The organism is Wenjunlia tyrosinilytica, assembly GCF_014646055.1.
GTDB classification, from domain to species: domain Bacteria; phylum Actinomycetota; class Actinomycetes; order Streptomycetales; family Streptomycetaceae; genus Wenjunlia; species Wenjunlia tyrosinilytica.
This window is the reverse complement of the sequence record NZ_BMMS01000030.1, coordinates 75,173-98,502: the sequence shown is the minus strand read 5'-3', so window position 1 is coordinate 98,502 and position 23,330 is coordinate 75,173. Positions and strand designations below refer to the sequence as shown.

Sequence of the window (23,330 nt, the reverse complement as noted above, 5' to 3'; positions counted from 1 at the left end):
TCGACATCACCTTCGACGGCCGCCTGTCGGCAGCCCGCCAGTAACCCCAACTACCCCAGTTACACCGCTCGTTTGACAGACCCCGTTCTGGCACTCGTCGTGGAAGCACGGGCCCTCCTGGCAGGGCCCGGCGTCGACGCGGCGGCGCTCGTCTGCCGCGTGGCGCGAGCCATGGGGCCGCAATTGCTCGATCCGCAGATGCTCGCAGAACGACTGCATGTTCTGATCGACCTGCCCGTCGCGGTACTCGACGGCGACGGTGTCCGCGTCGCAGGTGACATCGGAGCCACCGCCCGACCCGACCCGACGTGCGCCCGACAGCGCCATCCCGTCGCCAACGGCGAACTGCTGCTCGCGCCCGCCCCTGACGCCGCGGGGCGCCGGGCCGAGTACTGGATCGCCGCACGGGTTTCGCGGAACGCGGCTTGGCGGACCCCGGCGGTGTCGGACGCGCTGGATCTGGCTGCCCTCTCCCTGCAACGGTGGGTATTCGCCCGACGCCTCGTAGTGGAACGGGACGCCCGACACCGCTCTGCCCTCCTGGGCGAGCTGCTCCATCTCGCCGCTGAGCCGCAGGTCGAAACGCGTCGCCGTGCAGCCGATCTGGGCTGGCGCCTCGACGGATGGCACGTCGGACTGCGGATCGGCGTACCGCCAGATGTCGATGTCCTCGGCCGCACAGCCGACGTTGCTGCCGCGCTGCGCGGTGAAGCCCTTGAAGCCGTTGTCGTGGAGTACGGCGACGGATGGTCGGGCTGGGTCACCCTCGACACAGAGCCCACTGCCGACCAGGTGAGACAGCTGTCCAAAGCCATCCGCCGCGCGCACGCGCGGCTGCGGCAGCGATTCGACGCCCACATGGGCGTCGGCCGCCCCGAAGCCGGCCCGCCGGGCATCGCCCGAACCCTGGCCGAGGCCGATGACGCAGCCCGGCTCGCGGCCGGCCGACCAGAAACCGGACGGTTCCTCCACGTCGACAGCCTCGGTATGGCCCAGCTACTCCTGGGATGGGGCCGTACGGAAACCTTCATGCCGGCCGCCCACACACTGCTGACCCCACTGCGCAACCAGCCCGGTGACCTGATTCGGACACTCGGTACCTACCTGGATTCCGAATCCTCCCTCAACGAGACCGCCGCTGTCCTGGGTGTGCACCGCAACACCGTGGCCACGCGTGTCGCCAGGATCAAGACGCTCCTCGGCGTCGACCTCCACGACCGAGACGAGCGGCTCGCACTGCACCTCGCCTGCCGCGCCGTACTCCTCGAGCAGCCGGAGCAGACTCCCGCAGGTCGTTGACACCGACCACGCCGAACCGGCGCCGAATCGAAGCCGAGTCCTTCGCCCCGGCAACTGGGGCTCGAAGCGGGTCCGGTTCCGGTCGGATGTGCGGTCGAAGACCGTGGTCCATGCGGTAGACCGGCCGTCGCTCCGCCGGCCCGGGGTCGGGCAGGTGGGTTCGGCCGGATACACCAATCGATGGGCCACTTGTGGTGGGAGCGGACGAGGAGTGCGGTTTCCGCCGGTTCTATGCTCGTCCGGAGTCGAGCGGGAGGGATACCGTGCCGAAGCCGGATGGGCTGGACGAACTGGAGGGGCCGGACAAGGTCGGCGCGTGGCTGCGCCACCGGTTGCCGGGCCTGCTCGCCGAGAGCCGGGTGCCCGGGGCGGCCGTGGCGGTCCTGGCCGGTGACGAGGTGGTCGAAGCCGCGGCCGGGGTGCTGAGCACGGCCACGGGTGTCGGGGCCACGGTGGACTCCCTCTTCCAGATCGGTTCGATCACCAAAGTGGTGACCGCGACGCTGGTCATGCAGTTGGTCGACGAGGGGAGGCTGGACCTCGACGCTCCGGTGCGGGCCGTCCTCCCGGAGTTCCGGATCGCCGACGAGCGGGCGGCGCGGCGGATCACCGCGCGGCAACTGCTGTGTCACGTCGCGGGTTTCGAGGGGGACGTCTTCACCGACACCGGCAAGGGCGACGACTGCCTGGAGAGGTACGTCGGTGTCCTGCACGACGTGCCGCAGCTCTTCGAGCCGGGCGGGATGTTCTCGTACAACAACGCCGGCTACTGCGTGCTGGGGCGGATCGTCGAGGTGCTGCGCGGGGAGCCGTTCGACGTCTGCGCTCGGACTCACCTGTTCGCGCCGCTGGGCATGACCCACACCGCGAGCGACCCGTACGAGGCGATCGTCCACCGCACGGCGGTGGGCCATACCGAGCGGGCGCCGGGGGCCCCGCTGGAGCCGAGCCGGGTCTGGGCACTTGCGCGCTCGAACGCGCCGGCCGGGTCGATGCTGGCGATGCGCCCGCGTGACCTGCTGGCCCTCGCCCGGATGCACCTCGCCGAGGGCCGGGGCCCGGACGGCGGTTCCGTGCTGAGCCCGGCGAGTGTCCGGGCCATGCGGCGGCCTCAGGTCACGCTGCCCGACATCGACCAGGGCACCGCCTGGGGGCTGGGCTGGGAACTGTTCGACCTGCCGGGCGGCACGGTCTTCGGGCACGACGGAAACACCATCGGCCAGTCGGCGTTCCTGCGCGTGGTGCCGGAGCGCGGTGTGGCGGTCGCGATCGTCACCAACGGCGGCCTGTCGCGGCGAGTGTACGCCGAGGTCGCAGGCCGGGTGCTCGGTGAACTCGGCGGCGTCGGGCTGCCCGCGCCGCCGATGCCGGGTGTGGCCGCTCCCACGCCGGAGGCGTCCCGGTATGTCGGCACCTACACGTCGAGCATTTGCGAGACCACGGTGAGCGGGGACGCGGCGGGGCGGCTGTGGTTGGAGCGCAATCCCCTGGGAGTCACCGCCGACCTGGACGAGGCGCCGTACCGCACGGAGCTGGTCGCCTGGCGCGGTGACACATTGCTCCCGGTCGAGCCGGAGCGCGGTGTCCACGCGCCGCTGGCGTTCCTCGGTGACGACGGGCAGGGGCACGCGCTGTACCTGCACACCGGCCGGGCCGACCGGTGGGCGTCGCGGTGAACGAGCTGCACCGGCGCGCCGTCGTCGCAGACCTGCACAACGACCTGCTGTGCGCGGTGGTCGCCCGGCCGGTGGAGCGCTGGGCGGAGTTCTTCCGGGAGCGCTGGCTGCCGCAGTTGCGGGCCGGTGGGGTGGACCTGCAGGCGCTGCCGGTGTTCGTGGAGGACCCGTTCCGGCCCGAGGGCGCGCTGCGCCGGACGCTGCGCATGATCGAGGCGGCGCACCGGCTCGCGGCCGGCAACGCCGATGCCGTCGCGCTGTGCGCGGACGGTGCCCAGATCGACCAGGCGCTGGCGGAGGGCCGGATCGCCCTGGTTCTGGCGTTGGAGAGCGCGCCCGGTGTGGGCGAGGACGTGGAGTTGTTGGAGACCTTGTTCCGACTGGGGGTCAGGATCGCCTCACTGGCGCACTTCGGGCGTACCGCCTTGGCCGACGGCAGCGGGGAGGACGGGACGGGTGGTCGGCTCACCCGTGCCGGGGTCGCGGCGCTGGCCGAGATGGAGCGCCTGGGCATGCTCTTCGACGTGAGTCATCTCGGCGCGGCCGGGGTCGGGCACGTCCTGGAGCTGGCATCGCGGCCGGTGATCGCGACGCACTCCTGCGCGCGGGCGCTCTTCGACCACCACCGCAACCTCACGGACGAGCAGATCCGGGGCGTCGCCGCGGGGGGTGGGGTGGTGTGCGTGAACTTCTTCGCCCCGTACCTGCATGGGAGCGACTACTCGATCGACCGGTTGGTCGACCACATCGAGCACGTCGCCGGTGTGGCCGGGGTCAAGCACGTCGGGCTGGGTCCTGACTTCATCAAGGAGGTGCTCGACGACACCACTCCCCCGTGCTGTGAGCGCGCCTTCGTCGAGGGGGTGCCGGCCGACGCCTATCTGCCCGGGCTGGTGGGTCCGGCCGGGCTGCCGCTGGTCACCGAGGCGTTGCAACGGCGTGGTTGGCCGGAGGGTGACATCGTCGCGGTCCTGGGGGAGAACGTGCGGCGGTTGCTGCGGGACGAACTCGGCCGGCCCGCGTCCGCCGGCTGAGTGCCGGGCGGGGCCGGGAGGGGAGCGGGCGGGGCAAGGATGAGCCTCTTCGGACTCATCGATTCCCCTTGCTTCCCCGTCGGCTCATCGTAGGGATCCCTTCGTGCGACCGGACGAACGCCTACCCGAATGTTCGATAAACCCGACGAACGACACCTGGGGTTTGTGTCCCAATATCGTCGGGTGGCCAAGGAGATGGAGAGCGGTACCGTGCGCACGAGCGATGGTTTTGAGAACGCCCGTGAGCCCGCGGACGGCGGCCGCGTGCTGACGATCCGCGATCTGTCGGTGGAGATCCGGCGCGGCGACCGGGTCGTCCACCCCGTCTCGGGCGTCAACCTGGCGCTCGACCGCGGGCAGACCCTGGGAATCGTCGGGGAGACCGGATCCGGCAAGTCCATGACCGGTCTGGCGATCATGGGCATGCTGCCGGCCGGCGGCCGGGTGACCGGCGGGTCGATCGACTTCCGCGGCACGGAACTCGCCGGGCTCCCCGCGGCGCGGTACCGGGCCATCCGCGGCAACGACATCGCGATGGTGTTCCAGGACTCGATGACAGCGCTGAACCCCACCCGGCGCATCGGCGAACAGGTCGCCGAGCCGGTGCGGCTGCACCACCGCGCGTCGAAACGGGCCGCGCGCACGCGAGCCGCGGAGTTGCTCGCCCTGGTCGGGATACCGAGGCCGGCCGAGCGGATGGACGACTACCCGCACCAGCTCTCGGGAGGCATGCGGCAGCGCGTGATGATCGCCATGGCGCTGGTGTGCGAACCGCAGGTCGTCATCGCCGACGAGCCGACCACCGCGCTCGACGTCTCCATCCAGGCGGAGATCCTCGACCTCCTCGACGAACTCAGGTCCCGGCTGGGCATGTCGATGATCCTCGTCACCCACGACATGGGGGTGATCGCCCGGCATGCCGACCAGGTGGCCGTGATGTACGCCGGGCGCGTGGCCGAGACCGGCCCGACACCCGCGCTCTTCGGACACACCCGGCACCGCTACACGCATGCGCTGCTGGCCTCGATCCCCTCGCTCACCCATGACCGGCGCGAGAAGCTCTTCAGCATTCCCGGCGCACCGCCGGACCTGGCCGTGCCCCACGCCGGCTGTCCCTTCGCGCCGCGCTGCGCGGCCGCGACGGACCTCTGTCGCGAGGGGCGGCCGACGCTGTCGGAGGAGGAGGGCGGTCACACCCACGCGTGTTGGCACCCGGTGTCCGGTCCGACGGTCCGGGCCCACCAGACACCGGCGACCGCCCCACCGCCGACTGCCTCACCGGTGCTCCTGCCCGAGCGGCAGACGACGCCACGGCTGCGGGTCGTCGATCTCAGACGCGAGTACCCGGTGGGCGGGCGGGGTCTGCTCGGGGGGCGCCGCACGGTCAAGGCGGTCTCCGGGGTGAGCTTCGAGGTGGCGGCCGGCGAGACATTCGGGCTGGTCGGGGAGTCGGGGTGCGGCAAGTCCTCGTTGGGCCGGATGCTCGTGGCCCTGGACCGGCCCACCTCGGGTGAGGTGATCTTCGACGGTGCGCCGGTGACCCGGATGAGCTCCCGTGAACTCGGGCCGCGCCGGGCCCAGATGCAGATGATGTTCCAGGACTCGAACGCCTCCCTCGACCCCCGGATGCGCATCGGCGCGATCCTGCGCGAGCCCATGGCGATCCAGGGCATCGGCAGGCGTGCCGAGCGGACCGCCCGGGCCCGCGAGCTGCTGCGGGACGTCGGGCTGCCCCTGAGCGTCCTGGAGCGCTACCCCCACGAACTCTCCGGGGGACAGCGCCAGCGGGTGGGGCTGGCCCGCGCGCTCGCCCTGGATCCGAAGGTGCTGGTCGCCGACGAGCCGGTCAGCGCGTTGGACGTCTCCATCCGCTCCCAGGTCCTCAACCTGATGCAGCGCGTCCAGCGCGAACGCGAACTGAGCAGTGTGGTGATCTCCCACGACCTCGCGGTCGTGCGGTACCTGGCCGACCGGGTCGGTGTCATGTACCTCGGCAAGTTGGTGGAGACCGGGACCACCGAGGAGGTGTACGGCGCCACCGCGCACCCCTACACCGCGGGGCTGCTCGCGGCGGTCCCCGAGGCGGACCCAGGGGCGCCGCTTCCCCGGGCGGGCACGCGGGTGCGCGGTGAACTGCCGAGTCCCATCGATCCGCCCAGCGGCTGCCGGTTCCGCACCCGGTGCGCGCTGGCGACCGAGGTGTGCGCGGCGGCGGAGCCTGCCCTGACGACGGTCGCCGGCACGCACCAGGTCGCCTGCCATCACCCGTTGCGGTCGGGGGCGGGGCAGCCCGTGGAGCTGACGGCACGATGACGCACTTCTCGCGACTTCCCCGGGGCTCACGGGTCTCACGGGTCTCACGGTTTTCTTGGAGAGGGGATGGGCACGCATGACCTGGTACGTGGTCCGACGGCTGGCGATCTCCTTCCTCGTCCTGCTGGGGATCTCCGCGGTGGTCTTCTTCCTCCTGCACCTGGTGTCGGACAACCCGGGCCGCGTCGTCCTGGGGCAGCGCGCCTCACCCGAGGCGGTGACCGACTTCAACCGGGAACACGGGTTCGACCGCCCGGTCGTCATGCAGTACGTCAGCTACCTGGGCCAGCTCGTCCAAGGAGACCTGGGGAGATCCTACAAACTGAACGAGAACGTGGGGGCGCTGCTGCGGCAGAACGCCGGCCGCAGCGCGATGCTGTCGCTGGCCGGCCTGATCCTCTCGCTGCTGATCGCCGTCCCGCTCGGCATCCTCCAGGCGGTCAGGCGCAACAGCCTCATCGACCGGGGCGCCACGGCGGCCTCCTACGTGCTCTACGCGACACCGTCGTTCCTGCTGGGCCTGATCCTGATCGCCGTCTTCAGTCAGTCCCTGCCGTTCTTCCCAGCCGAGGCGTCCCAGTCGCGCTCCCCCTGGGTGGTCCTCACCGATCCAGGCGCCATGGCCCTGCCCGTCATCACGCTCGCCGTCACCAGCGTCGCGGTCTTCTCCCAGTACCAACGCTCCTCCGCGCTCGACCAACTCGGCCAGGACTACATCCGGGTCGCGCGAGCCAAGGGGCTCCCGGAACGGCTGGTCCTCACCCGCCACCTGCTGCGCAACGCCTGCCTGCCGCTGATCACGCTGGTCGGCACGCTCATCCCCACCCTCCTGGCGGGCAACCTGATCGTCGAGTCCCTCTTCAACTACCCCGGCCTGGGCCTGCTGTTCCTCAACAGCCTGCAACGCGAGGACTACCCGGTGCTCCTCGCCTACACCCTCATCGGTGGCGTCCTCACCGTGGCCGGCAACTTCGTCGCCGACATCGCGGTAGCCGCCGCCGACCGCCGAATCGAGTTGGAGAAATGAGCTCACGACACGTGAACACAGCGGAGGCCACACAGACGGACGCCACGGCACGTTCCGAGACCGAACTCGCCGAACTCACCAGAGCCCGGAAACGGGTCTCCCCGCGGTCGGTGCTGCGCACGCTGCGGCACCACCCGCTCGGCCTCGCCGGTGGGCTGCTCCTGGTACTCGTCGTCGGGTTCTGCCTCCTCGGCCCACTGCTCTACCGCACCAACCAGGCCGACGTGGACCTGCTCAACGCGGCCCTGCCTCCCGGCCCCGGGCACCCGCTCGGGACCGACCCCAACGGGTTCGACGTGCTCGGCCGGCTGATGGAGGGCGGCAAGGTGTCCTTGCAGATCGGGCTGCTCGCCGCGCTCTTCGCCACCACGATCGGTACCGTCTACGGCGCCGTCGCCGGACTCGCCGGAGGCATCCTCGACGGGTTCCTGATGCGGGTGGTCGACATCCTGCTGTCGGTGCCCTTCCTCTTCTTCGTCCTGATCCTGTCGGCGAGGTTCCACGCGAACGCCGTGTCGTTGAGCCTGGTCATCGGCGGGTTCTCCTGGCTGGTCTCGGCCCGGCTGGTCCGCGGCGAGGTCCTGACCCTGCGGGTGCGGGAGTTCGTCCTGGCCGCGCGGGTGATGGGGGCGTCCCGTCGGCGGCTCATCCTCACCCACCTGATCCCGAACGCGCTCGGCGTGATCATCGTCAACATCACCTTCCAGGTCGCCGACGCGGTCCTCGCCGTCGCCGCCCTGGGGTTCCTGGGCTTCGGCCTGACGTACCCGACCGCGGACTGGGGCAGTCAGCTCGCCAGCGGCGCCACCTACATCTCCGCCGACCGCTGGTGGCTGATCTATCCCGTCGGCGGCTGCATCGTCCTCACGGTGCTGGCGCTCAACCTGCTCGCGGACGCGCTCCGGGACGCGGTAGGGCGACGGGCCGACTGAGCGGCGGGTCGCACTTGTCGGCCCCGACGGACACGGGGCCGGGAATTGTCGGGCTCGCCGAACACCGGTGGACACCGGTGCGACATGTTCGACCCACGCCGAAGCGGTCCCGGCCCGGTCCCCCGTCCGCCGCTGTTCCGCCGCCGCCCCCACTTCTCCGCACCTCTCCACCACACCTCGCAGGGAGCCATCCATGAAGCATGTGTCCGGTAGACCGCGAGGAGGCCGCTTCGCGGCGCTCGCCGCCGTGGTAGCCGTGCTCGCCACGGCGTGCACCGGCGGCGGCAGCTCGGCCAAGGACGTCCAGGGCAGCTACAAGACCCTGCCGAAGCAGTCGGGCAAGCCCAAGGACGGCGGGACGGCCACGGTCGCGTTGACCCCGGGGCTCAGCCCCAACTACATCTATCCCTACCCGCCGGCGTCCGCCAACGGGACCGTCATCGCCCGGGGCCTGATGTGGCGCTCCCTCTACCGCCCCAGCGGGGAGGGCGACCGGATCACGGACACCGAGCCGAGCCTGGCCAAGGCCCCCGCCTACAGCTCCGACCGCAAGACCGTGACCATCAGGATGAAGGACTACAAGTGGTCCAACGGCAGGCCGGTCACCGCCGATGACGTCGTCTTCTCCCTCGCCCTGCTCAAGGCCGCGCTCAAGGAGAGTCCGGCCAACTGGAGCTTCTACACCCCGGGCCAGTTCCCCGACGGGGTCACCGCGAAGGCCACTGCAGCGGACACGCTCACCCTCGAACTGAAGACCGCGTACAACCCGTCCTACCTGCTGTCGATGCTGACGCTGCTGTACGTGATGCCCTCCGAGGAGTGGAACATCGCCCGCACCGGGGGGCCGCACCTGGACTACAGCAAGCCGAAGAACGCGAAGGCGATCTACACGTACCTCACCAAGCAGTCGCAGTCGCAGTCCACGTTCGCCGACAACCCGCTCTGGCAGGTGGTCAACGGCCCGTACCGCCTCAAGAGCTTCGCCCCGACGACCGGGTCGTTCTCCCTGGTCCCCAACAAGTCCTACAGCGGCCCGGGAGACTCTCGGCTCGACCGGGTCGACTTCAAGTCCTTCACCTCCGCCGCGGCGGCGCTCAACCAGTTCAAGGCCGGCAACCTGACCGTCGGAACACTGGACTCCAGCTTCATCACTCAGATCGCCGCGCTGAAGAAGAAGGGCTACCACGTCTACGGCGCCCCGGCGCCCGCCCGGTTCGACCCGCTGGTCTTCAACTTCGAGAACACCACCGGCAACTTCGACAAGGTCGTCGCGCGGCCGTACGTCCGGCAGGCCCTGCAACACCTGATCGACCAGCGGGGCTATATCAGGAGCCGGGGCGTCTACAACGGTGCCGCCTCCCCGAACTACAGCACCGCGGGCAGCGACTCCCCCTACCCGCCCGAGTTCGGCGACAAGGCGCCCTACCCGTACGACCCGGCCGCCGCCGAGAAGCTGCTCGCCGACAACGGCTGGAAGGTGGTGCCGAACGGCTCCACTGCCTGCGAACGCCCCGGCACCGGGGCGGGCGAGTGCGGGGCCGGCATCCCGCGGGGGCAGACGATCGGCTTCACCCTCGCCTCCGCGAACACCCCGGCGTACGTCGGGGCCCGGGACACCGCGTTCGCGTCGGCGGCCAAGAAGCTCGGCGTCAAGGTCACGATCGTGACCAAGTCGCTCAACTACCTGTACGCCAACTACGGCAACTCCTTCGCGCCCGCCAACAAGAAGAAGTGGGCGACACAGGACTACGGGCCGCTGTACATGGCGGCCGGGTACCCGAGCAGCAACACGGTGTTCAACACGGGGGGCAGCTTCAACCTGGGCGGCTACCGGAACGCCGAGATGGACAAGTTGATCAACGCCTCGACCTTCGGGGCGGACCCGAAGGTCCTCTCGACCGAGGTGACCCGCCTCTCCAAGGACCTGCCGGTGCTCTTCTTCCCGACCCCGCACACCCTGGTCGTGTGGAAGGACACCCTCTCCGGTCCACCGTCGTCGTTCAACGCGCTGCTCAGCTTCCTGTACCAGCCGGAGCTGTGGTACTTCCGCGACTAGGTGTTCCGTTCTGGACCAGGTGTTCCGTCCTGGGAGGTGGTAGCCGTTATGGACACGTCTACGGACGCGTTCGCCCGGCCGCTCGGCCGGACCGTCGGCCCGGCGAATGCCGAGGTGGTGCGTGAGCTGATCGGCGACGCACGGGTGGTGGCCCTCGGCGAGGGCGCGCACAGCATCACGGAGTTCTACGGGCTCAGGGACCGGCTGTTCCGGCTCCTCGTCCGGGAGTTCGGGTTCACGGGCCTGGTGCTGGAGTCCGGTTTCGCCGAGGGGCTGGCCGTCGACGAGTGGATCCACGGTGGACCGGGACGGGTCGAGACGATCGCCCGTGACGGCATCACCTACCGGTTCGGCGAGTGTGAGCCGATGTGGCGGCAACTGCGCTGGATGCGCCACTGGAACCGCGGGGGTTCGGCGAAGGTCGCCTTCTACGGGATGGACCTGCCCGGTTCGTCCACCTCACCCGGACCGGCGGTCCGCGCCTGCCTCGACCGGCTGCCGGCACGCCCGGGTGACCAGGAGCTGCTGCGGCTGAGCGACCTGGGCGGCCGGTCGGAGGCGGCGGTCCGTTACGCGGCGATGTCCGCCTCCGACCGTGCCCGGCTGCTCGAAGGGCTCCGCGGGCTGGGCGGGCGCGCGCTGCAGTCCAGCCACGAGAACGGCAAGGACAGCAAGGACAGCAAGGACGCCGAGGTCGCGCTCTGGTGCGCGGCCTCGCTCCGGGCCTTCGTCGCGGAGGTCGAAGGGGGTGGGGCGTCCTCGGAGGGGCCGTACCCGCGGGAGGCGTTCATGGCACGGAGCGTGGAGTGGATCCTCCAGCGGGAGCGGCGCATCGTAGTGAGCGCCCACAACGCGCACGTCCGCCGTTCGCCGTTTCGTGGCCGGCCGACGCTGGGCGGTCTGCTCGCCTCCGCGCTGGGAGCCGACCTGGTCGTCATCGGGATGACCTACGGGTCCGGCCCGGAGGTCCGGTTCACCCAGCGTTCCCCCCGTCCGTTCGACTGCGAGGTCGCCCTCGGCGCGCGGACCCTGACCCCGGAGTGCGTCGAGTCGCGGCTGGACCGCCTCGGCCGGCCGGTGGCCGTCGTCGATCCGCGCCGCGCGCCGGGCGGGTTCTTCGACGGGGTCGAGGGCACACTCGCCGGCGGGGGGCTCGACCCCGTAGACGACTTCCCCGCGGCCTACGACGCGCTTCTCCACGTCCGGCGGGTCACCCGGGTCCCCGGGGCGTTCGAGCGGCTCCGCGCGGAGTTCGAGGCGGCCGCGAGGTCGGACTCAGAGGCAGATCCGGATTCATATTCGGATTCGGAGGCAGAGCAGTCCGTTCGTCCTGGGGACCTCGGCGGTCCTGGGAGCACCGAGGAGTCGGAGTCACCGTGAACGTTACCCCTCCGCCGTATCCGCCCGCGCGTACCGTCGAGGTCTTCGAGGACGTCGCGGGCGTCCGGGTGCCGGACCCGTACCGGTGGCTGGAGTCGGAGACCGACGAGGTACGGCGGTGGCAGCGCCGGCAGGCCGAACTCGCCGGCGCCGTCAGCTATGACGGGCAGGACCCGGCAGCCGTTCGGAAGCTGATAGAGACGTACGACCGCGGGTCCCGTCCGGCTCTGCCGAGGTACGCGGCCGGCCGCTGGTTCCGCACCGTGACCCCGCCGGGTGGGGCGGCGCCCACGGTGGTCGTCGCCGACCGGCCGTTCGGCGCGGGACGGCCGGTGGTCGACCTGGCCACGTTCGGCAGCGGGCGGAACCCGGCGTTCCTGTCCTGGCTGGCGCCGGCGCCGAACGGCCGCGTGCTTGCCCTGGGCGTCTGCACCGACGGCAGTGAGCACAACACCATCCGGCTCATCGAGGTGGACTCGGGGCGGGTGCTCGACGGCGCGCCGCGGCAGGTCCTGCACAGCGCGTGGGCCGGTGGGGTCTCGTGGCTGCCCGACAGCAGCGGTTTCTACTTCCTCGCACTCACCGGCCCACCGCGGGAGTTCCGGCAGGCGGTGTTCCGCCACCGGCTCGCCTCACCGTCCCGGGGAGGCAGTGGTGCGGGCAGCACTGCGGTGGAACCGATTCCGGTCGGCGAGGGCTCCCGGGAGTACACGCTCGTCCAGCTCTCGCCGGACGGCAGGTGGGCCGTCGCCAGCCACCGGGTGGGCAGTCCCGTCCCGGTCGCGGTGCGCGACCTGTCCCGGCCCGGCACCACCTGGCGCCCCTTCGTCACCGAGTGCGGCGGGACGATCGCCGGTCACGTCGTCGGCGACCACTACGTCGCGGTGACCGATGTCGCGGCCCCCCGCGGGCGGGTGGTCGCCCTCCCGCTCGACGCGGCCGACCCCAACGACCCCGCAGGGTGGACCGAGTTGGTGCCGGAGGGTGAGACGGTGCTGCGGTCCCTCTCCCCGGTCGGTGAGCACCTGTACCTCAGCGAGTTCGACCAGACGTTCGCCAGGGTCCGGATCCTCGACCGTTCGGGCGCCACCACCGGGGAGGTTCCGCTGCCCGGCCGGGGGGCGCTCGCCGCTCCGTTCTTCGCGTTGACCGGCCTGGCGGTCGGCGCTCCCCCGGACGACTTCGTCTTCGCCTTCTCCACCCTGACCAGTTCCTGGGGCGTCTACCGGCACCGGCCCGGGGAGGCGGGGATCGAGACGCTGGCGGCCCCGGCGGTCACCCTCGACGCCGAGGTGGCGGTGGGGCGGGCCGTCGCACCCGACGGTGTGGCGGTCCCGTACCACGTGGTGCGGCCGGCGGGCAGCGACCCGGCGCGGCCGGCGCCGACGCTGATCTCCGCGTACGGCGCGGCGAACGTGCCCCTGCTGCCGCAGTACCAGCCCGACGTGGCCGCCTTCGTCGCGGCCGGAGGCGTCCTCGTCCAGGCGTATCTGCGCGGGGGCGGCGAGTTCGGCCGCGACTGGTACCTGGCCGCGCACCGCGAACGGAAGCACGTGCGCGACACCGATCTCGTCGCAGTCGCCGAGCACCTTGTCGCCACGGGACTCACCAGCGCCGACCGGCTCGCGTTGACCGGCGGGTCCGACGGCGGCCTCATGTGCGGGGTCGCCGTCACCACGCGGCCCGAGCTGTGGTGTGCCGTACTGCCTCGGGCGCCGCTGCTGGACCTCCTCGGGGGTACCCGCGATCCCTATCTGGACTTCGTCATCCGCAAGGCGTGGGCGGACCCGGACGATCCGGCGCAGGTCCGGCGGCTCCTCGGGCTGTCGCCGTACCAGTTGGTCAGGCCCGGTGTCTTCCCGGCGGTCTACCTCCAGGCCGGGGCGACCGATCCGCGGTGCCCGCCGTGGCATGCGCGCAAGTTCGCCGCCCGGTTGCAGGCGGCGCAGGAGGGGGCGGAGCCGATCCTGTTGCACGTTTTCGACAACGCCGGTCACGGCGCGGCGACTTCACCGGAGGTCGCGGTCGAGCAGGACGCCGAGTGGTTGGCCTTTCTGATCAGGACACTCGGTCTGGGTGGTCAGGGAGCCTTCCGGGACGGTCGGCGAGCGGGCGGCTGACCGGCTCGCTCAGATGTCCGGGGCGGACCTGATGGACATCAGGCGCAGCTGCAGCATGGCTGACAGGCGCGCGTTCGGGTCGCTGAGGTCGATACGGCCGACCTCGGCCGCGCGCCGCAGCCGGTAGCGGAACGTGTTGGGGTGCACGAACATCGCGGCGGACGCCACGGCGACGTCGCCGAAGGCGTCGAGCCAGCTACGCAGCGTCTCGACCAGGTTGGCCTGGTGCATCTCGTCGTAGGCGACGATGCGTGCGACGGCGCCGCTGGGGATGTCCCCGCACGGGACGAGGTCGGCGAGCTCGAGCAGCAGCGCCTCGACATGGACGTCGTCCAGGCGGGCCACCTGCTGCCCGGCGGTTCCGGACCGCAGGACGCGCAACGCCCGTTCGGCTCCGGAACGCGACCGGGCCAGCGCCGAACTGTCCGCGGCGAACTGCCCCACCCCGATCAGCGGGCGCAGGCGGGAGCCGACTCGGGCCAGGAACTCGGTGGCGATCCAGGCCGCGCGTTCCTCGGCGTCCTGCCGGTTCTGCGGGAGGAGGGGCAGGATGCCGTAGGCGACGTCGCCGATCAGCGCCGCGGTGGCGCGCGGGTGCACTGCGGACAGGTGCATGGCGAACGCGTCGGTGAGCCGCTTCCGTTCGGTGGCGAGCCGGGCGGGCAGGCGGTGTTCGGTCGCCGCGTCGACGACGGTGAGCGCGAGGACGACCGCGGGCTCGTCCTTCAGACCGAGGCGGCGGACCGCTTCGCGCGATCCCGGGCCGCTTTCGAGGGCGGTGGCCAGCAGCTCCGCCCGCAGTCGCCGTTCCATGTCGGCGTCGGCGCGCTGCCACACCATGTGCATCGCGACGAGTTTGGACGCCTCGTAGAGGGCTTCGCTGCGTTCCTCGCTCAGGGGCTCGGGGACAACCACCCAGATCGTGCCGAGGATCTCGTCCCCGGCGCGCACCGCGATCGCCGCGCGGGGCAGTTCGGGCGGCTGCAACGTGTCGCCCGACTCGGGCAGGGAGTCCACGAATACGGGGCGGTCGCTGCGGTAGATCGCCTGGAACACCCCGCGTTCCTCCAGGATGCGGGTGTAGTGCTCGGGGACCTGCCGACCCAGGATCGTCTGGACCCGCGACGGGTCCACCTCCTCCTGCCGGCTGGAGAAGGCCAGCAGGCGCGAGTTGCGGTCCTCGATGGTGACGGGGGCGTCGAGCAGCGCGGCGATGGCGTTGGCGACCGCGAAGAGGTCGCCGGACCCGGTCCGGCCGGGCGTGGGGGCGTCCGTGTCATACCGGTTGCTGTCGGCCGTCAGCGTCCGGAGCATCCCCGCCAGGTGCGTCCAGGACGCGCCGCGGGCGAAGGAGAGGACCGCCACCCCCGACACGCGGGCCGCGGCGAGGAGTCGTTCGTCGGGGGCGAGGGGCGCGCGCACCACCAGCGCGGCGGCGCCGCGCCGGCCGAGGTGGGTGACGACCCGCGCGATGTCGGCGCAGTCGTGCAGGCCGACACCCATCACCAGGGCGTTCTGCGGGAGTTCCGGCTCGTCGAGCGGGTCGTGGATGACGACGCCGCCGATGTCGTCGGCGCGTTCGACGTCGCCGCAGACCACGTCGAGCAGGGTGGTACCGAGTTCCTCCAGGACACGCCCGAGGCTCGCTCGCGGGAGGCTGGTCACGGGGATGAGCACGAGGCCGGAGCCAGCTCGGCGCACCCGCGTCGTTTTTGGTTGCGCATGACGTAATGATGCCATTTCTCTCGTCTGGTGGGACGGCCGCGGGGGGCGCGGCGGCGAGCGGGGCGGCCAACTTCGCGGGGCCAGGAGGTCCGGGGGCTCCAGGGGCCCCGGGAGCCTCTGAGGCCTCAGAGGTCACATGTCTCAGGGGTCTCAGAGGTTCTCAAAGGTCTCAGGAGCCTCAGAGCCTCAGGGCCTCAGGGCCTCAGGGCCTCAGGGCCTCAGGAGGCGGGAACGGACACCCAGGTCTTCGTGGTCGTGACCGCATCCAGAACCTCCGGGATCGGTGTGACGCCGAGCCCCGGCGTGGTAGGTACCGCGAGGTGCCCGTCCACGAGGTGGAACGGCGGTGTGATGTCGGTCCGGTAGTAGCGGTCGGAGGCCGAGGTGTCGCCGGGGAGGAGGAACCCGGGCAGCGCGGCGAGCGCGACGTTGGCGGCGCGGCCCAACCCCGTCTCGAGCATGCCGCCGCACCAGACCGGGACACCGTGCGCCGCGCAGACGTCGTGGATCCGCCGGGCCTCGAGGTAGCCGCCCACGCGGCCCGGCTTGATGTTCACCACCCGGCAGGCGCCGAGCGCGAGCGCGTCGGCGGCGGCACGGGCGGAGACGATCGACTCGTCGAGGCAGATCGGGGTGGTGATCCGCGCGGCGAGTTCCGCATGCCCGAGGAGGTCGTCCTCCGCGAGGGGCTGCTCCAGCAGGAGGAGGTCGAACGGGTCGAGCCGAGCCAGGTGGCGGGCGTCACCACGGCGGTAGGCGGTGTTGGCGTCCACCTGGAGCATGATGTCGCCGAACCGTTCGCGCACGGCGCGGACCGGCTCGACGTCCCAGCCGGGCTCGATCTTCAACTTGATCCGCAGGTAGCCCGCCTCCAGGTATCCGGCGACCGCGTCGAGCAGTGCGGGTATCGACTCCGTGATCCCCACGGACACCCCGCACGGCACGGTGTCGCGGACCGCGCCGAGGGCATGCCCGAGGCAGACGCCGCGGGCGCGCAGGTCCGCGTCCAGCACCGCCATCTCCAGCGCGGCCTTGGCCATGCGGTGACCCTTGAACGGGGCCAGGGCCGGGGCGACCTGGTGGGCGTCGAGGTTCGGTACCCCGGCGAGTGCCGGGACGAGGAAGCGGCTCAGGACGTCGGCGGCGGCATGCGTGTACTCCGAGGAGTACCGGGGGGCGGTGCCCGCGCCGCATTCGCCCCACCCCTCGGCCTCGTCGGTGACGACGCGCAGTAGCAGGGCCTCGCGTACGGTCTCGGTGCCGAACGACGTCCGGAAGGGGGACACGAGGGGCACCTTGACGGTGCGGAGTTCGACTCCGGTGACCTTCACTCTGTCTCCCGCTGCGCTTGGCTGTGGTGTGCTCCGTGCCGGCGCGTGCCGTTGTGCGGTGCCGTCCGTGATCCCGTCGTCCGCGACAGTGCCGGGGGGCTGCCTCGGTCCACGACGTACCAGCCCGCGCGGTCGAAGCCGCGCACGCGCGCGCCCTCGGCGAGCAGCCCGTCGAGCACCTCCCGTACCGCCGTGCGCCATCGCGCGGCGCAGGCCGGGTCGCTCTCGCGCAGGGCCTCGATGTCCTCGGGAACGGCCACCAGCACGGTGAGGGCGTGCCCGTCGGCACGTCCGATGACCGGCGCGCCGGTGGCGGAGATGCTGAGCGCCACGGTCGCGCCCGCCGCGCGGGCGGCCTCCGCGTCGGTCACCATGGGCCGGCCGATGCAGGCCGACTCGACCCCTGGTGACTCCAGGCGCCACCGCACCAGGATCCGGTCGGTGTCGTCGCTGCGGTTGATGTCGTCGTCGATCGGGCCGTAGAAGTCCGGTAGGTACTCGGCCGGTTCGGCGGCCAGCTTGGCTATGTTGAAGTACGCGTTGCGGCGCACCAGGGGGTCGTACGTCCAGCAGATCTCGTTGACACCGCGCGCCATCGCCCAGGCTCGCTGGTGCAACTTCAGGGCGAATCCGACGTTGCGCCGCCGCAGGTGTGGCAGCACACCCGCGATGTGACTGTGCAGGGCCTCGCGCGCCGGTGGGGAGAAGAAGCCGAAGCAGGAACCGACCAGTTGGTCCCCGTCGAAGGCGCCGCTCACGTAACTGCCCGCCTTCGTCATCGCGCGCAGCAGGTCGGCCGTCACCGGAGGGCTGTTCTCGCCGGTGCGCCAGATGTGCTCGTACAGGCGCCGAACGGCCTCGAGCTCGCTGATGCTGTCGAGGGAAAAGATGTCGACGCCCGCGGCTTGCGCGGCGGCCTCGGCCGCGGCGTACGCCGCATCGATGGACGGGGAGTCGGTGCGGTCGCGGAGGAAATCGGTCACGCCGGTCATGGTTTCAGCCGCTTCCGTCGCGTAGCTGGTCCGAAGGCACAGGATGCCGATCCCCGTTTCGTCCGGGCGGACAGCCGACCTGCGGCGCGAGCAGTTCGGCCACCAGCGCGGTGAGCAGTCGCGTCCGCCGCGTCAGCTCCGCGACGAGCAGGTGTTCGTCGTCGGCGTGCGCGCCGCCGCCGACCGCTCCCAGCCCGTCGAGGGTGGGGGTGCCGACTCCCGCGGTGAGGTTCCCGTCGGAGGCACCGCCGACGGCCACCTGGGTGAGCGGGCCGATCCCGAGGCCCGTCGCAAGCCGGCGCGCCCGCTCGAAGAGGTCCCGCGACGCGGTGGCCGGCAGGGGCGGCCGATTCGGGCCGCCGCTGACCTCCACGGCGGCTCCGGTCAGCCATGCCCGCAGGTTCTGCATCGCGGTGTGGACGCGGTGCTGCTCGGCGGCGTCCCGTACCCGGACGTCGACGTCGAAGCGTGCCGAGGCGGGGACGGTGTTGGTCGTGGTGCCCGCCTCCAGGCGGGTCGGGGTGACGGTGGTGCCCCGTGCCGGGTCGCCCAGTGCGGCCACGGCCACGATCTGGTGGGCGGCCTCGATCGTCGCGTTCACGCCGCGTTCCGGTTCCAGGCCGGAGTGGGCGGCCCGTCCTCGTACCAGTACCTCGTAGCGCGAGACGCCCTTGCGTTCGGTCTTCAGGGCTCCGGAGGGACCGGCGGCCTCCAGTACCAGGGCGGCCGCGCACTGGCGCGCCTCCCGCTCGATGAGTTCCCGGGACGAGGGGGAACCTGGCTCCTCGTCACCGGTGATGAGGAGGGTGACGCCGTCCAGGGGGTGCCGGGTGTCGGGGGTGCGCAGGGCGGCCAGGGGGTCCGCGTCGGCCAGGGCGGCCAGGGCGTGGAAGGCGATCACCAGGCCCGCCTTCATGTCGAAGCAGCCCGGTCCGCGCAGCACTCCGTCGCGGACCTCGAAGGGGTGGCTCTCCAGTGACCCGATCGGCCACACCGTGTCGTGGTGGCCGACGAGCAGCACTCGCGGGGTACGGCCGAAGCGCCAGCGGAGGTGGGTGCGACCGTCGATGACGACACGTTCCGGACCGGCCCCCAGGTGTCCGGCACCGATCCGGGCGACCAGTTCCGCGCTGCGGGCGACCGCGGCCAGGTCGTCGGAGGGGGACTCGCAGCGCACCAGCCGTTCGATCTCGGCGATCATCGCGGCCTCGCGCTCCCGTTCACAGGTCGCGGGGCGAGCACCGTCCTCCTGTCCCGGCGTTCGGTTCGCCACGGCGCGGCGTTCTGTCACTGCGGACACCTCCAGTCGACGCATCCGCCCAAGCTTCGTGTGTCGCGCCGCGGTGGGTTCTGTCCGTTGAGCCAATATCGGCGCGCGGGATTGGTGCGGTGCGATGAAACGGCGCTCCGGCGGAGCGCCCGGTCGTCACCGCGCGCCGGTCCGCGGCAGCGGGAGGCTCACCTCTTTGGTGCCACCCCTCTCACGGTCCGGCTTGAAGACCTGGACAAGCTCTGCGCTGCCTTGAACTGCACGGCCGCGGATCTGCTCGAAGCCGAGCCCGTCGAGATGAGCGTGCTCAATCCACAAGACCTGCCCAAGGCCGTCAGTGAGACGAGAGGCCGCAGCGGTCTCACGCGGCGCCGCCCTGGTGAGCGCGGATCTTCGCCCAGGCATCATGGCCGGCCCGCTCGACCTGCTCGGTGTGCTCCACACCTGGAGGACTGCCGCCCCAGCATCCGGCCCGACCGTCTTCCCCGGCCCGCTCCCCCATCGCCAAGGACACGAGTCCGGCCCGGCCGCTCACGCGGCCAGGCGGTCAGGGCTTTCGACCTTCCGGCTGCTTGGCTCCAACACCCGCCGCTCATCCGTTGGTCCGCAACCCTGCGCGCACCTCACCGGATCTCCCCCACATTGCCCGCCGCGTCAGTCAGGTCGAATGTTCTGTCGATATCGCCGCTCTGCGGCGGAGAGGCGTGGGTGCGGATCGCGAGAAGTCCGGCTCGCAGCGCTCGTTCCACGAGGTGTGTGCGATTCCTCGCGCACAGCTTTTCTCTGATGTTGGTCAAGTGCGCGCCCACCGTACGCGGGGATATCGACAATGCGACGGAGACTTCCGAATCCGACATTCCGTGCGCCACCAGGAGAAGTATCTCGAGCTCCCGGGGACTAAGCTGGCCAGAGCGGTGCTGATCCATGCCGACTGGAGTCATCGTTCTGCCCTCGCTCACTTCAACCTCCTGTTTGGGTGCGAATCACGCGTAGTCCCGTGCTGACGGACGCGGTTGTCGCGTCCACGCACTTGCGATCAAGCTCAGCCGGGTGTCGTGGTCGGTAGTCGCCGGGATGCACACGGTGGGCGGCGCAGAGTGTTGGGCATGAATACGGCCATCTGCATATGGGTCATTTCCTGCCTTTTGGAACTGTGTCTGCGGAGCTACGCGTCCACGGCGGTGAGGCAGACGAGGTCCCTCCGCCGAGTTGGGAGGGCCCGCGACGGGACATGAAGCACGCTGCCGCAGGGGCGTGTCCCGCGCCGAGCCTGCCTGGTGAGTCCGCGGTGGAACCCTCCATGACCTGCCGCGATGCCATGTCAGCAAGCCGATTTGCAGATAGAGATGAGTGACCTCCATCACATCCGTGACACTCCCTCAACTCATGTACGTGACGGTCCCGCCCCTTCACTCAATCAGCACACAAATCGGCTCAAGGTTGCGTCCAGTGCAATGATGTACGGGCTCAATCCGATTCGGAGGGTTTTGCTCCGGTTTCCGGCTGATGCCCCCATAACGAACGGCCACCGGCTGGTCTTCAAACCGACCATGCCTTGAAGGAGATCAGCGCGACGACCGCACCTGACAGTGCGCCCCTGCACGCCCTCGCGCAAGACGACCTGGCCCGCGGCGAGTCCCGATCCGCTGCCGACCGTGGTCAAGACGTTCACCGGCACCACACGTACCCGCCATGGTCGACGCCCACTGCGATGCCGAACATGGGCAGGTCAGCGAGGAGAGAGAGTCAATCCCCGCAACGGCTACCGCCCGCCCGAGTGGGACAAGAGGGTCGGCACCGTCGAGTCGGCCATCGCCGATTCCGCCCACAACTGCCTGCCCACTCGGGTCTGACCGGGGCAGCACCTCATCGGAAGGTGCCTACGTGGCGGGAGCGGGTTATGCGCGGGTTCCACCGCAGCCGTGGTGCGCGTCGGTCTGCGACGGACCACCGTCGTAGGGCACTCCGAGCCGGGCGGCCAGCCCGGCGATCAGCATTTCAAGGCCGTAACCGAACTCGGCGTCGTGGTCGCTGACGGCCAGGTACGGGGCCACGGCCCTCAGGAGGGCGTCGCCGTCGGCGGCGATCTCCGCGGTGCGCTCCCGGCATCGTGCGGGATCCATCGTGCTCGGGCTCAGGGAGACCGTGTAGCCGAGTTCCCGCATGATCGTACCGATCAGGTAGGCGTTGTAGCTGCGCAGGACGTGGACCCGTTCCTTGGGGGAGAGGTCGAGGTCGGCGAAACTGCCCAGGGCGGAGCGGATGGCTTCGAGGGCAGCCGGTGACTTGGTGGGCCTGGTCAGCATGAGGGGGAACGCTTTGCGGTGCCGTTTGGCGGCGGCGCGGAAGATGACGCAGTGCGCCCGGACGCGCTCCTGCCAGGTGCCGTTGCCCGCGCCGGAGAAATCGATCTCCGACAGCAGCGCCTCGGCGACCCCGTCGAGCAGGGCGTCCCTATTGGGGACGTGGCTGTAGAGCGACATGTTCTCGATGTCGAGCTCGGTGGCCAGCTTCCGCAAGGAGAAGGCGTCGGGGCCGTCGCGGTCGATCATCGTCACCGCCTTGGCGATCACCTTGTCCCGGGTCAGGCCGAGCCGCCTGCCGCGGCCGGTTCCTCTCGCCGTCAACCCACACCCCCTTGACCCGCGACCTGCCGATGCGACGTCAGATTCCCTCTTGACGCCACTTGCAGTGCAAGTCTAACGTGCGGAGGCACAGACTTGCACTGCAAGTGTTGGCGACCCGGCCCCCGTGCCGGAGCGTGAGTAACCACCCCTGGCGGCCATGGCAGCCAGGCGCCGGTACCCGACGTACGGAGATTCACCTATGGTCAGCTCGATGCGCTCACTGCGCGTACGCGCCGGACCCGAGTGGGAGCCCCGCGAAGCCGAGGCGCCGAGGGCAGACAGATCCACGGCAGCCGTGCCCTCGAGTCCGCAGACGCGTACTTACGGCCGGGCACCTACCACCCCTACCCCGCGGCCGGCGACGTCGGTACCGTCGGTTCGCATTCGCCGACGAGGGTGACGCTGCCGGCGGCGTGAAGGACCTCGCCCCCAGGGCGACCGCGTGACGGCCCGTCAGAAGGCTTGGCGGGTCCCTCGTCGCCGCGACCATCACATCCGACGACGACGTCGATACCCCCGGTGCCGTCGTCGCGGACCTGACTTCGGGGTCGGCCGAACTCCGCCGCGCGATGGCGGGCGCCGCTCGGTCAACGTCCACTGTCACCCGCGACCTGGTGACCCTGCCCCACCCGGCCGAGCCGTGCCGCTGACGGCCAGTTGGGCCGTGGCCCGCTTCGTGTCCTCAAAGGGGTCGGGGCGCCACCCCATCCCACGCTCCTCAACACTCGTAGGGCGGTCCTGCTGTGAAGGTGCACCACCTCAACTGCGGCAGCATGCAACCGCCGGGACTCCGCCTGGTCTGCCACGTCCTCCTCATGGAGACCGCGAACGGCCTGGTCCTGGTGGACTCCGGCTACGGCCTGGACGATGTCGCACACCCCCGGCGGCGTGTGGGGCCGGTCCGGTTCTTGACCCGGCCGAGCCTCGACGCCGAGGAGACCGCCGCCCGGCAGGTCGAACGGCTCGGCTTCCGCCGGGAGGACGTCCGGCACATCGTCCTGACTCACTTCGACGCGGACCACATTGGCGGCCTGTCCGACTTCCCGCATGCCACGGTGCACGCCACCGCCGCCGAGGTACTCGGCTCGGTGATCTCCCCATCCCTGCGGGAGAGGAATCGATACCGCCCGGCCCAGTGGGCGCACGGCCCGAAGATCGTCGAGCACCGGCCGGACGGCGAGAAGTGGCGTGGGTTCGCCCAGGCCAAGGAACTCGACGCCGTCGCCCCGGGGATCGTCATGGTCTCGCTACCCGGCCACACCCGCGGCCATGCCTGCATCGCGGTGGACACCGGCGGCCGGTGGATCCTGCACGCCGGCGACTCCTTCTACCACCACGGCACACTCGACGGCCGCACCCCGGTGCCCGCTGCTCTGCGCCGCTCGGAGGCCGTCGTGGCGTACGACGCGGACAAGGTCCGCGACAACCACGCCCGCCTCGCCGAGCTGTACCGGCGCGCGGAACCCGACCTGGTGATCTTCAACGCCCATGACCCCACTCTGTTCGAGAAGATGCTCTCCGGTGCGTAGCACCGCCGCCGGTCGGCAC

General features: G+C 71.0%; 16 protein-coding genes and 3 pseudogenes. 13 read left to right on the top strand and 6 right to left on the bottom strand.

Going from position 1 to position 23,330, the window contains the following annotated elements:
- Positions 1 to 171: 171 nt before the first annotated feature.
- The 10 genes and pseudogenes from IEY86_RS38240 to IEY86_RS28250 form a co-directional block, all read left to right on the top strand.
- Positions 172 to 876 (top strand): annotated as a pseudogene (locus IEY86_RS38240) (PucR family transcriptional regulator); the annotation flags it as partial.
- Between the two features lie 111 nt (positions 877 to 987).
- Entirely contained in the window at positions 988 to 1,299 is a 312-nt protein-coding gene (locus IEY86_RS36850; protein WP_229698830.1) for a helix-turn-helix domain-containing protein, read from the top strand.
- A 263-nt stretch (positions 1,300 to 1,562) separates the two neighbouring features.
- The gene (locus IEY86_RS28285; RefSeq protein ID WP_229698829.1) at positions 1,563 to 2,975 is read left to right on the top strand and encodes a serine hydrolase domain-containing protein; all 1,413 of its coding nucleotides are present in this window, start codon (positions 1,563 to 1,565) and stop codon (positions 2,973 to 2,975) included.
- Positions 2,972 to 4,009, top strand: a complete 1,038-nt coding sequence (locus IEY86_RS28280; RefSeq protein ID WP_229698828.1) for a dipeptidase — start codon at positions 2,972 to 2,974, stop codon at positions 4,007 to 4,009. The genes IEY86_RS28285 and IEY86_RS28280 overlap by 4 nt, the downstream gene beginning before the upstream one ends.
- 183 nt (positions 4,010 to 4,192) lie before the next feature.
- Positions 4,193 to 6,322, top strand: coding sequence for a dipeptide ABC transporter ATP-binding protein (locus tag IEY86_RS28275; protein WP_229698827.1), 2,130 nt, complete (start codon positions 4,193 to 4,195; stop codon positions 6,320 to 6,322).
- 76 nt (positions 6,323 to 6,398) lie between these two features.
- A complete protein-coding gene (locus IEY86_RS28270; RefSeq protein WP_189134714.1) occupies positions 6,399 to 7,349 on the top strand; it encodes an ABC transporter permease in 951 nt (316 codons plus the stop codon).
- Positions 7,350 to 7,360: 11 nt separating this feature from the next.
- Positions 7,361 to 8,281, top strand: a complete 921-nt coding sequence (locus tag IEY86_RS28265) for an ABC transporter permease (RefSeq protein WP_229698826.1) — start codon at positions 7,361 to 7,363, stop codon at positions 8,279 to 8,281.
- A 193-nt stretch (positions 8,282 to 8,474) separates the two neighbouring features.
- Positions 8,475 to 10,337, top strand: coding sequence for an ABC transporter substrate-binding protein (locus IEY86_RS28260; protein ID WP_189134712.1), 1,863 nt, complete (start codon positions 8,475 to 8,477; stop codon positions 10,335 to 10,337).
- Between the two features lie 48 nt (positions 10,338 to 10,385).
- Positions 10,386 to 11,717, top strand: coding sequence for an erythromycin esterase family protein (locus IEY86_RS28255; protein ID WP_189134711.1), 1,332 nt, complete (start codon positions 10,386 to 10,388; stop codon positions 11,715 to 11,717).
- Positions 11,714 to 13,837 carry a prolyl oligopeptidase family serine peptidase gene (locus IEY86_RS28250; protein WP_189134710.1) on the top strand — a complete coding sequence of 708 codons (2,124 nt, stop codon included), beginning with the start codon at positions 11,714 to 11,716 and terminating at the stop codon, positions 13,835 to 13,837. The genes IEY86_RS28255 and IEY86_RS28250 overlap by 4 nt, the downstream gene beginning before the upstream one ends.
- Before the next feature lie 9 nt (positions 13,838 to 13,846).
- Here the strand turns inward: IEY86_RS28250 and IEY86_RS28245 are convergent, their stop codons facing one another.
- The 4 genes from IEY86_RS28245 to IEY86_RS28230 all read right to left on the bottom strand — a co-directional run bounded on the left by IEY86_RS28245 (position 13,847) and on the right by IEY86_RS28230 (position 19,086).
- Positions 13,847 to 15,502 carry a PucR family transcriptional regulator gene (locus IEY86_RS28245; RefSeq protein ID WP_229698825.1) on the bottom strand — a complete coding sequence of 552 codons (1,656 nt, stop codon included), beginning with the start codon at positions 15,500 to 15,502 and terminating at the stop codon, positions 13,847 to 13,849.
- Between the two features lie 278 nt (positions 15,503 to 15,780).
- The gene (menC, locus tag IEY86_RS28240) at positions 15,781 to 16,893 is read right to left on the bottom strand and encodes an o-succinylbenzoate synthase (protein ID WP_189134708.1); all 1,113 of its coding nucleotides are present in this window, start codon (positions 16,891 to 16,893) and stop codon (positions 15,781 to 15,783) included.
- Complete coding sequence (locus IEY86_RS28235) at positions 16,890 to 17,876, bottom strand: GNAT family N-acetyltransferase (protein WP_229698824.1); 987 nt, start codon at positions 17,874 to 17,876, stop codon at positions 16,890 to 16,892. The genes menC and IEY86_RS28235 overlap by 4 nt, the downstream gene beginning before the upstream one ends.
- Before the next feature lie 13 nt (positions 17,877 to 17,889).
- A complete protein-coding gene (locus IEY86_RS28230) occupies positions 17,890 to 19,086 on the bottom strand; it encodes a M20 family metallopeptidase (RefSeq protein WP_189134721.1) in 1,197 nt (398 codons plus the stop codon).
- On the opposite strand from IEY86_RS28230, the pseudogene IEY86_RS38235 reads away from it, so the two are divergent.
- Positions 18,982 to 19,407, top strand: a pseudogene (locus tag IEY86_RS38235) (hypothetical protein); the annotation flags it as partial. The gene IEY86_RS28230 and the pseudogene IEY86_RS38235 sit on opposite strands and share 105 nt — an antisense overlap.
- A gap of 371 nt (positions 19,408 to 19,778) precedes the next feature.
- Here IEY86_RS38235 and IEY86_RS37650 read toward each other — a convergent pair.
- The gene (locus IEY86_RS37650) at positions 19,779 to 20,081 is read right to left on the bottom strand and encodes a response regulator transcription factor (RefSeq protein WP_189134720.1); all 303 of its coding nucleotides are present in this window, start codon (positions 20,079 to 20,081) and stop codon (positions 19,779 to 19,781) included.
- A 638-nt stretch (positions 20,082 to 20,719) separates the two neighbouring features.
- Between IEY86_RS37650 and IEY86_RS38525 the strand changes: the two are divergent.
- Positions 20,720 to 20,969: pseudogene (locus IEY86_RS38525) on the top strand (transposase); the annotation flags it as partial.
- Positions 20,970 to 21,053: 84 nt separating this feature from the next.
- Here the strand turns inward: IEY86_RS38525 and IEY86_RS28215 are convergent.
- On the bottom strand, positions 21,054 to 21,782 hold the full coding sequence (locus tag IEY86_RS28215; protein WP_189134707.1) for a TetR/AcrR family transcriptional regulator C-terminal domain-containing protein: 729 nt from the start codon (positions 21,780 to 21,782) through the stop codon (positions 21,054 to 21,056).
- A 743-nt stretch (positions 21,783 to 22,525) separates the two neighbouring features.
- On the opposite strand from IEY86_RS28215, the gene IEY86_RS28210 reads away from it, so the two are divergent.
- Positions 22,526 to 23,311 carry an MBL fold metallo-hydrolase gene (locus tag IEY86_RS28210; RefSeq protein WP_189134706.1) on the top strand — a complete coding sequence of 262 codons (786 nt, stop codon included), beginning with the start codon at positions 22,526 to 22,528 and terminating at the stop codon, positions 23,309 to 23,311.
- The last annotated feature ends 19 nt before the right edge of the window (positions 23,312 to 23,330 follow it).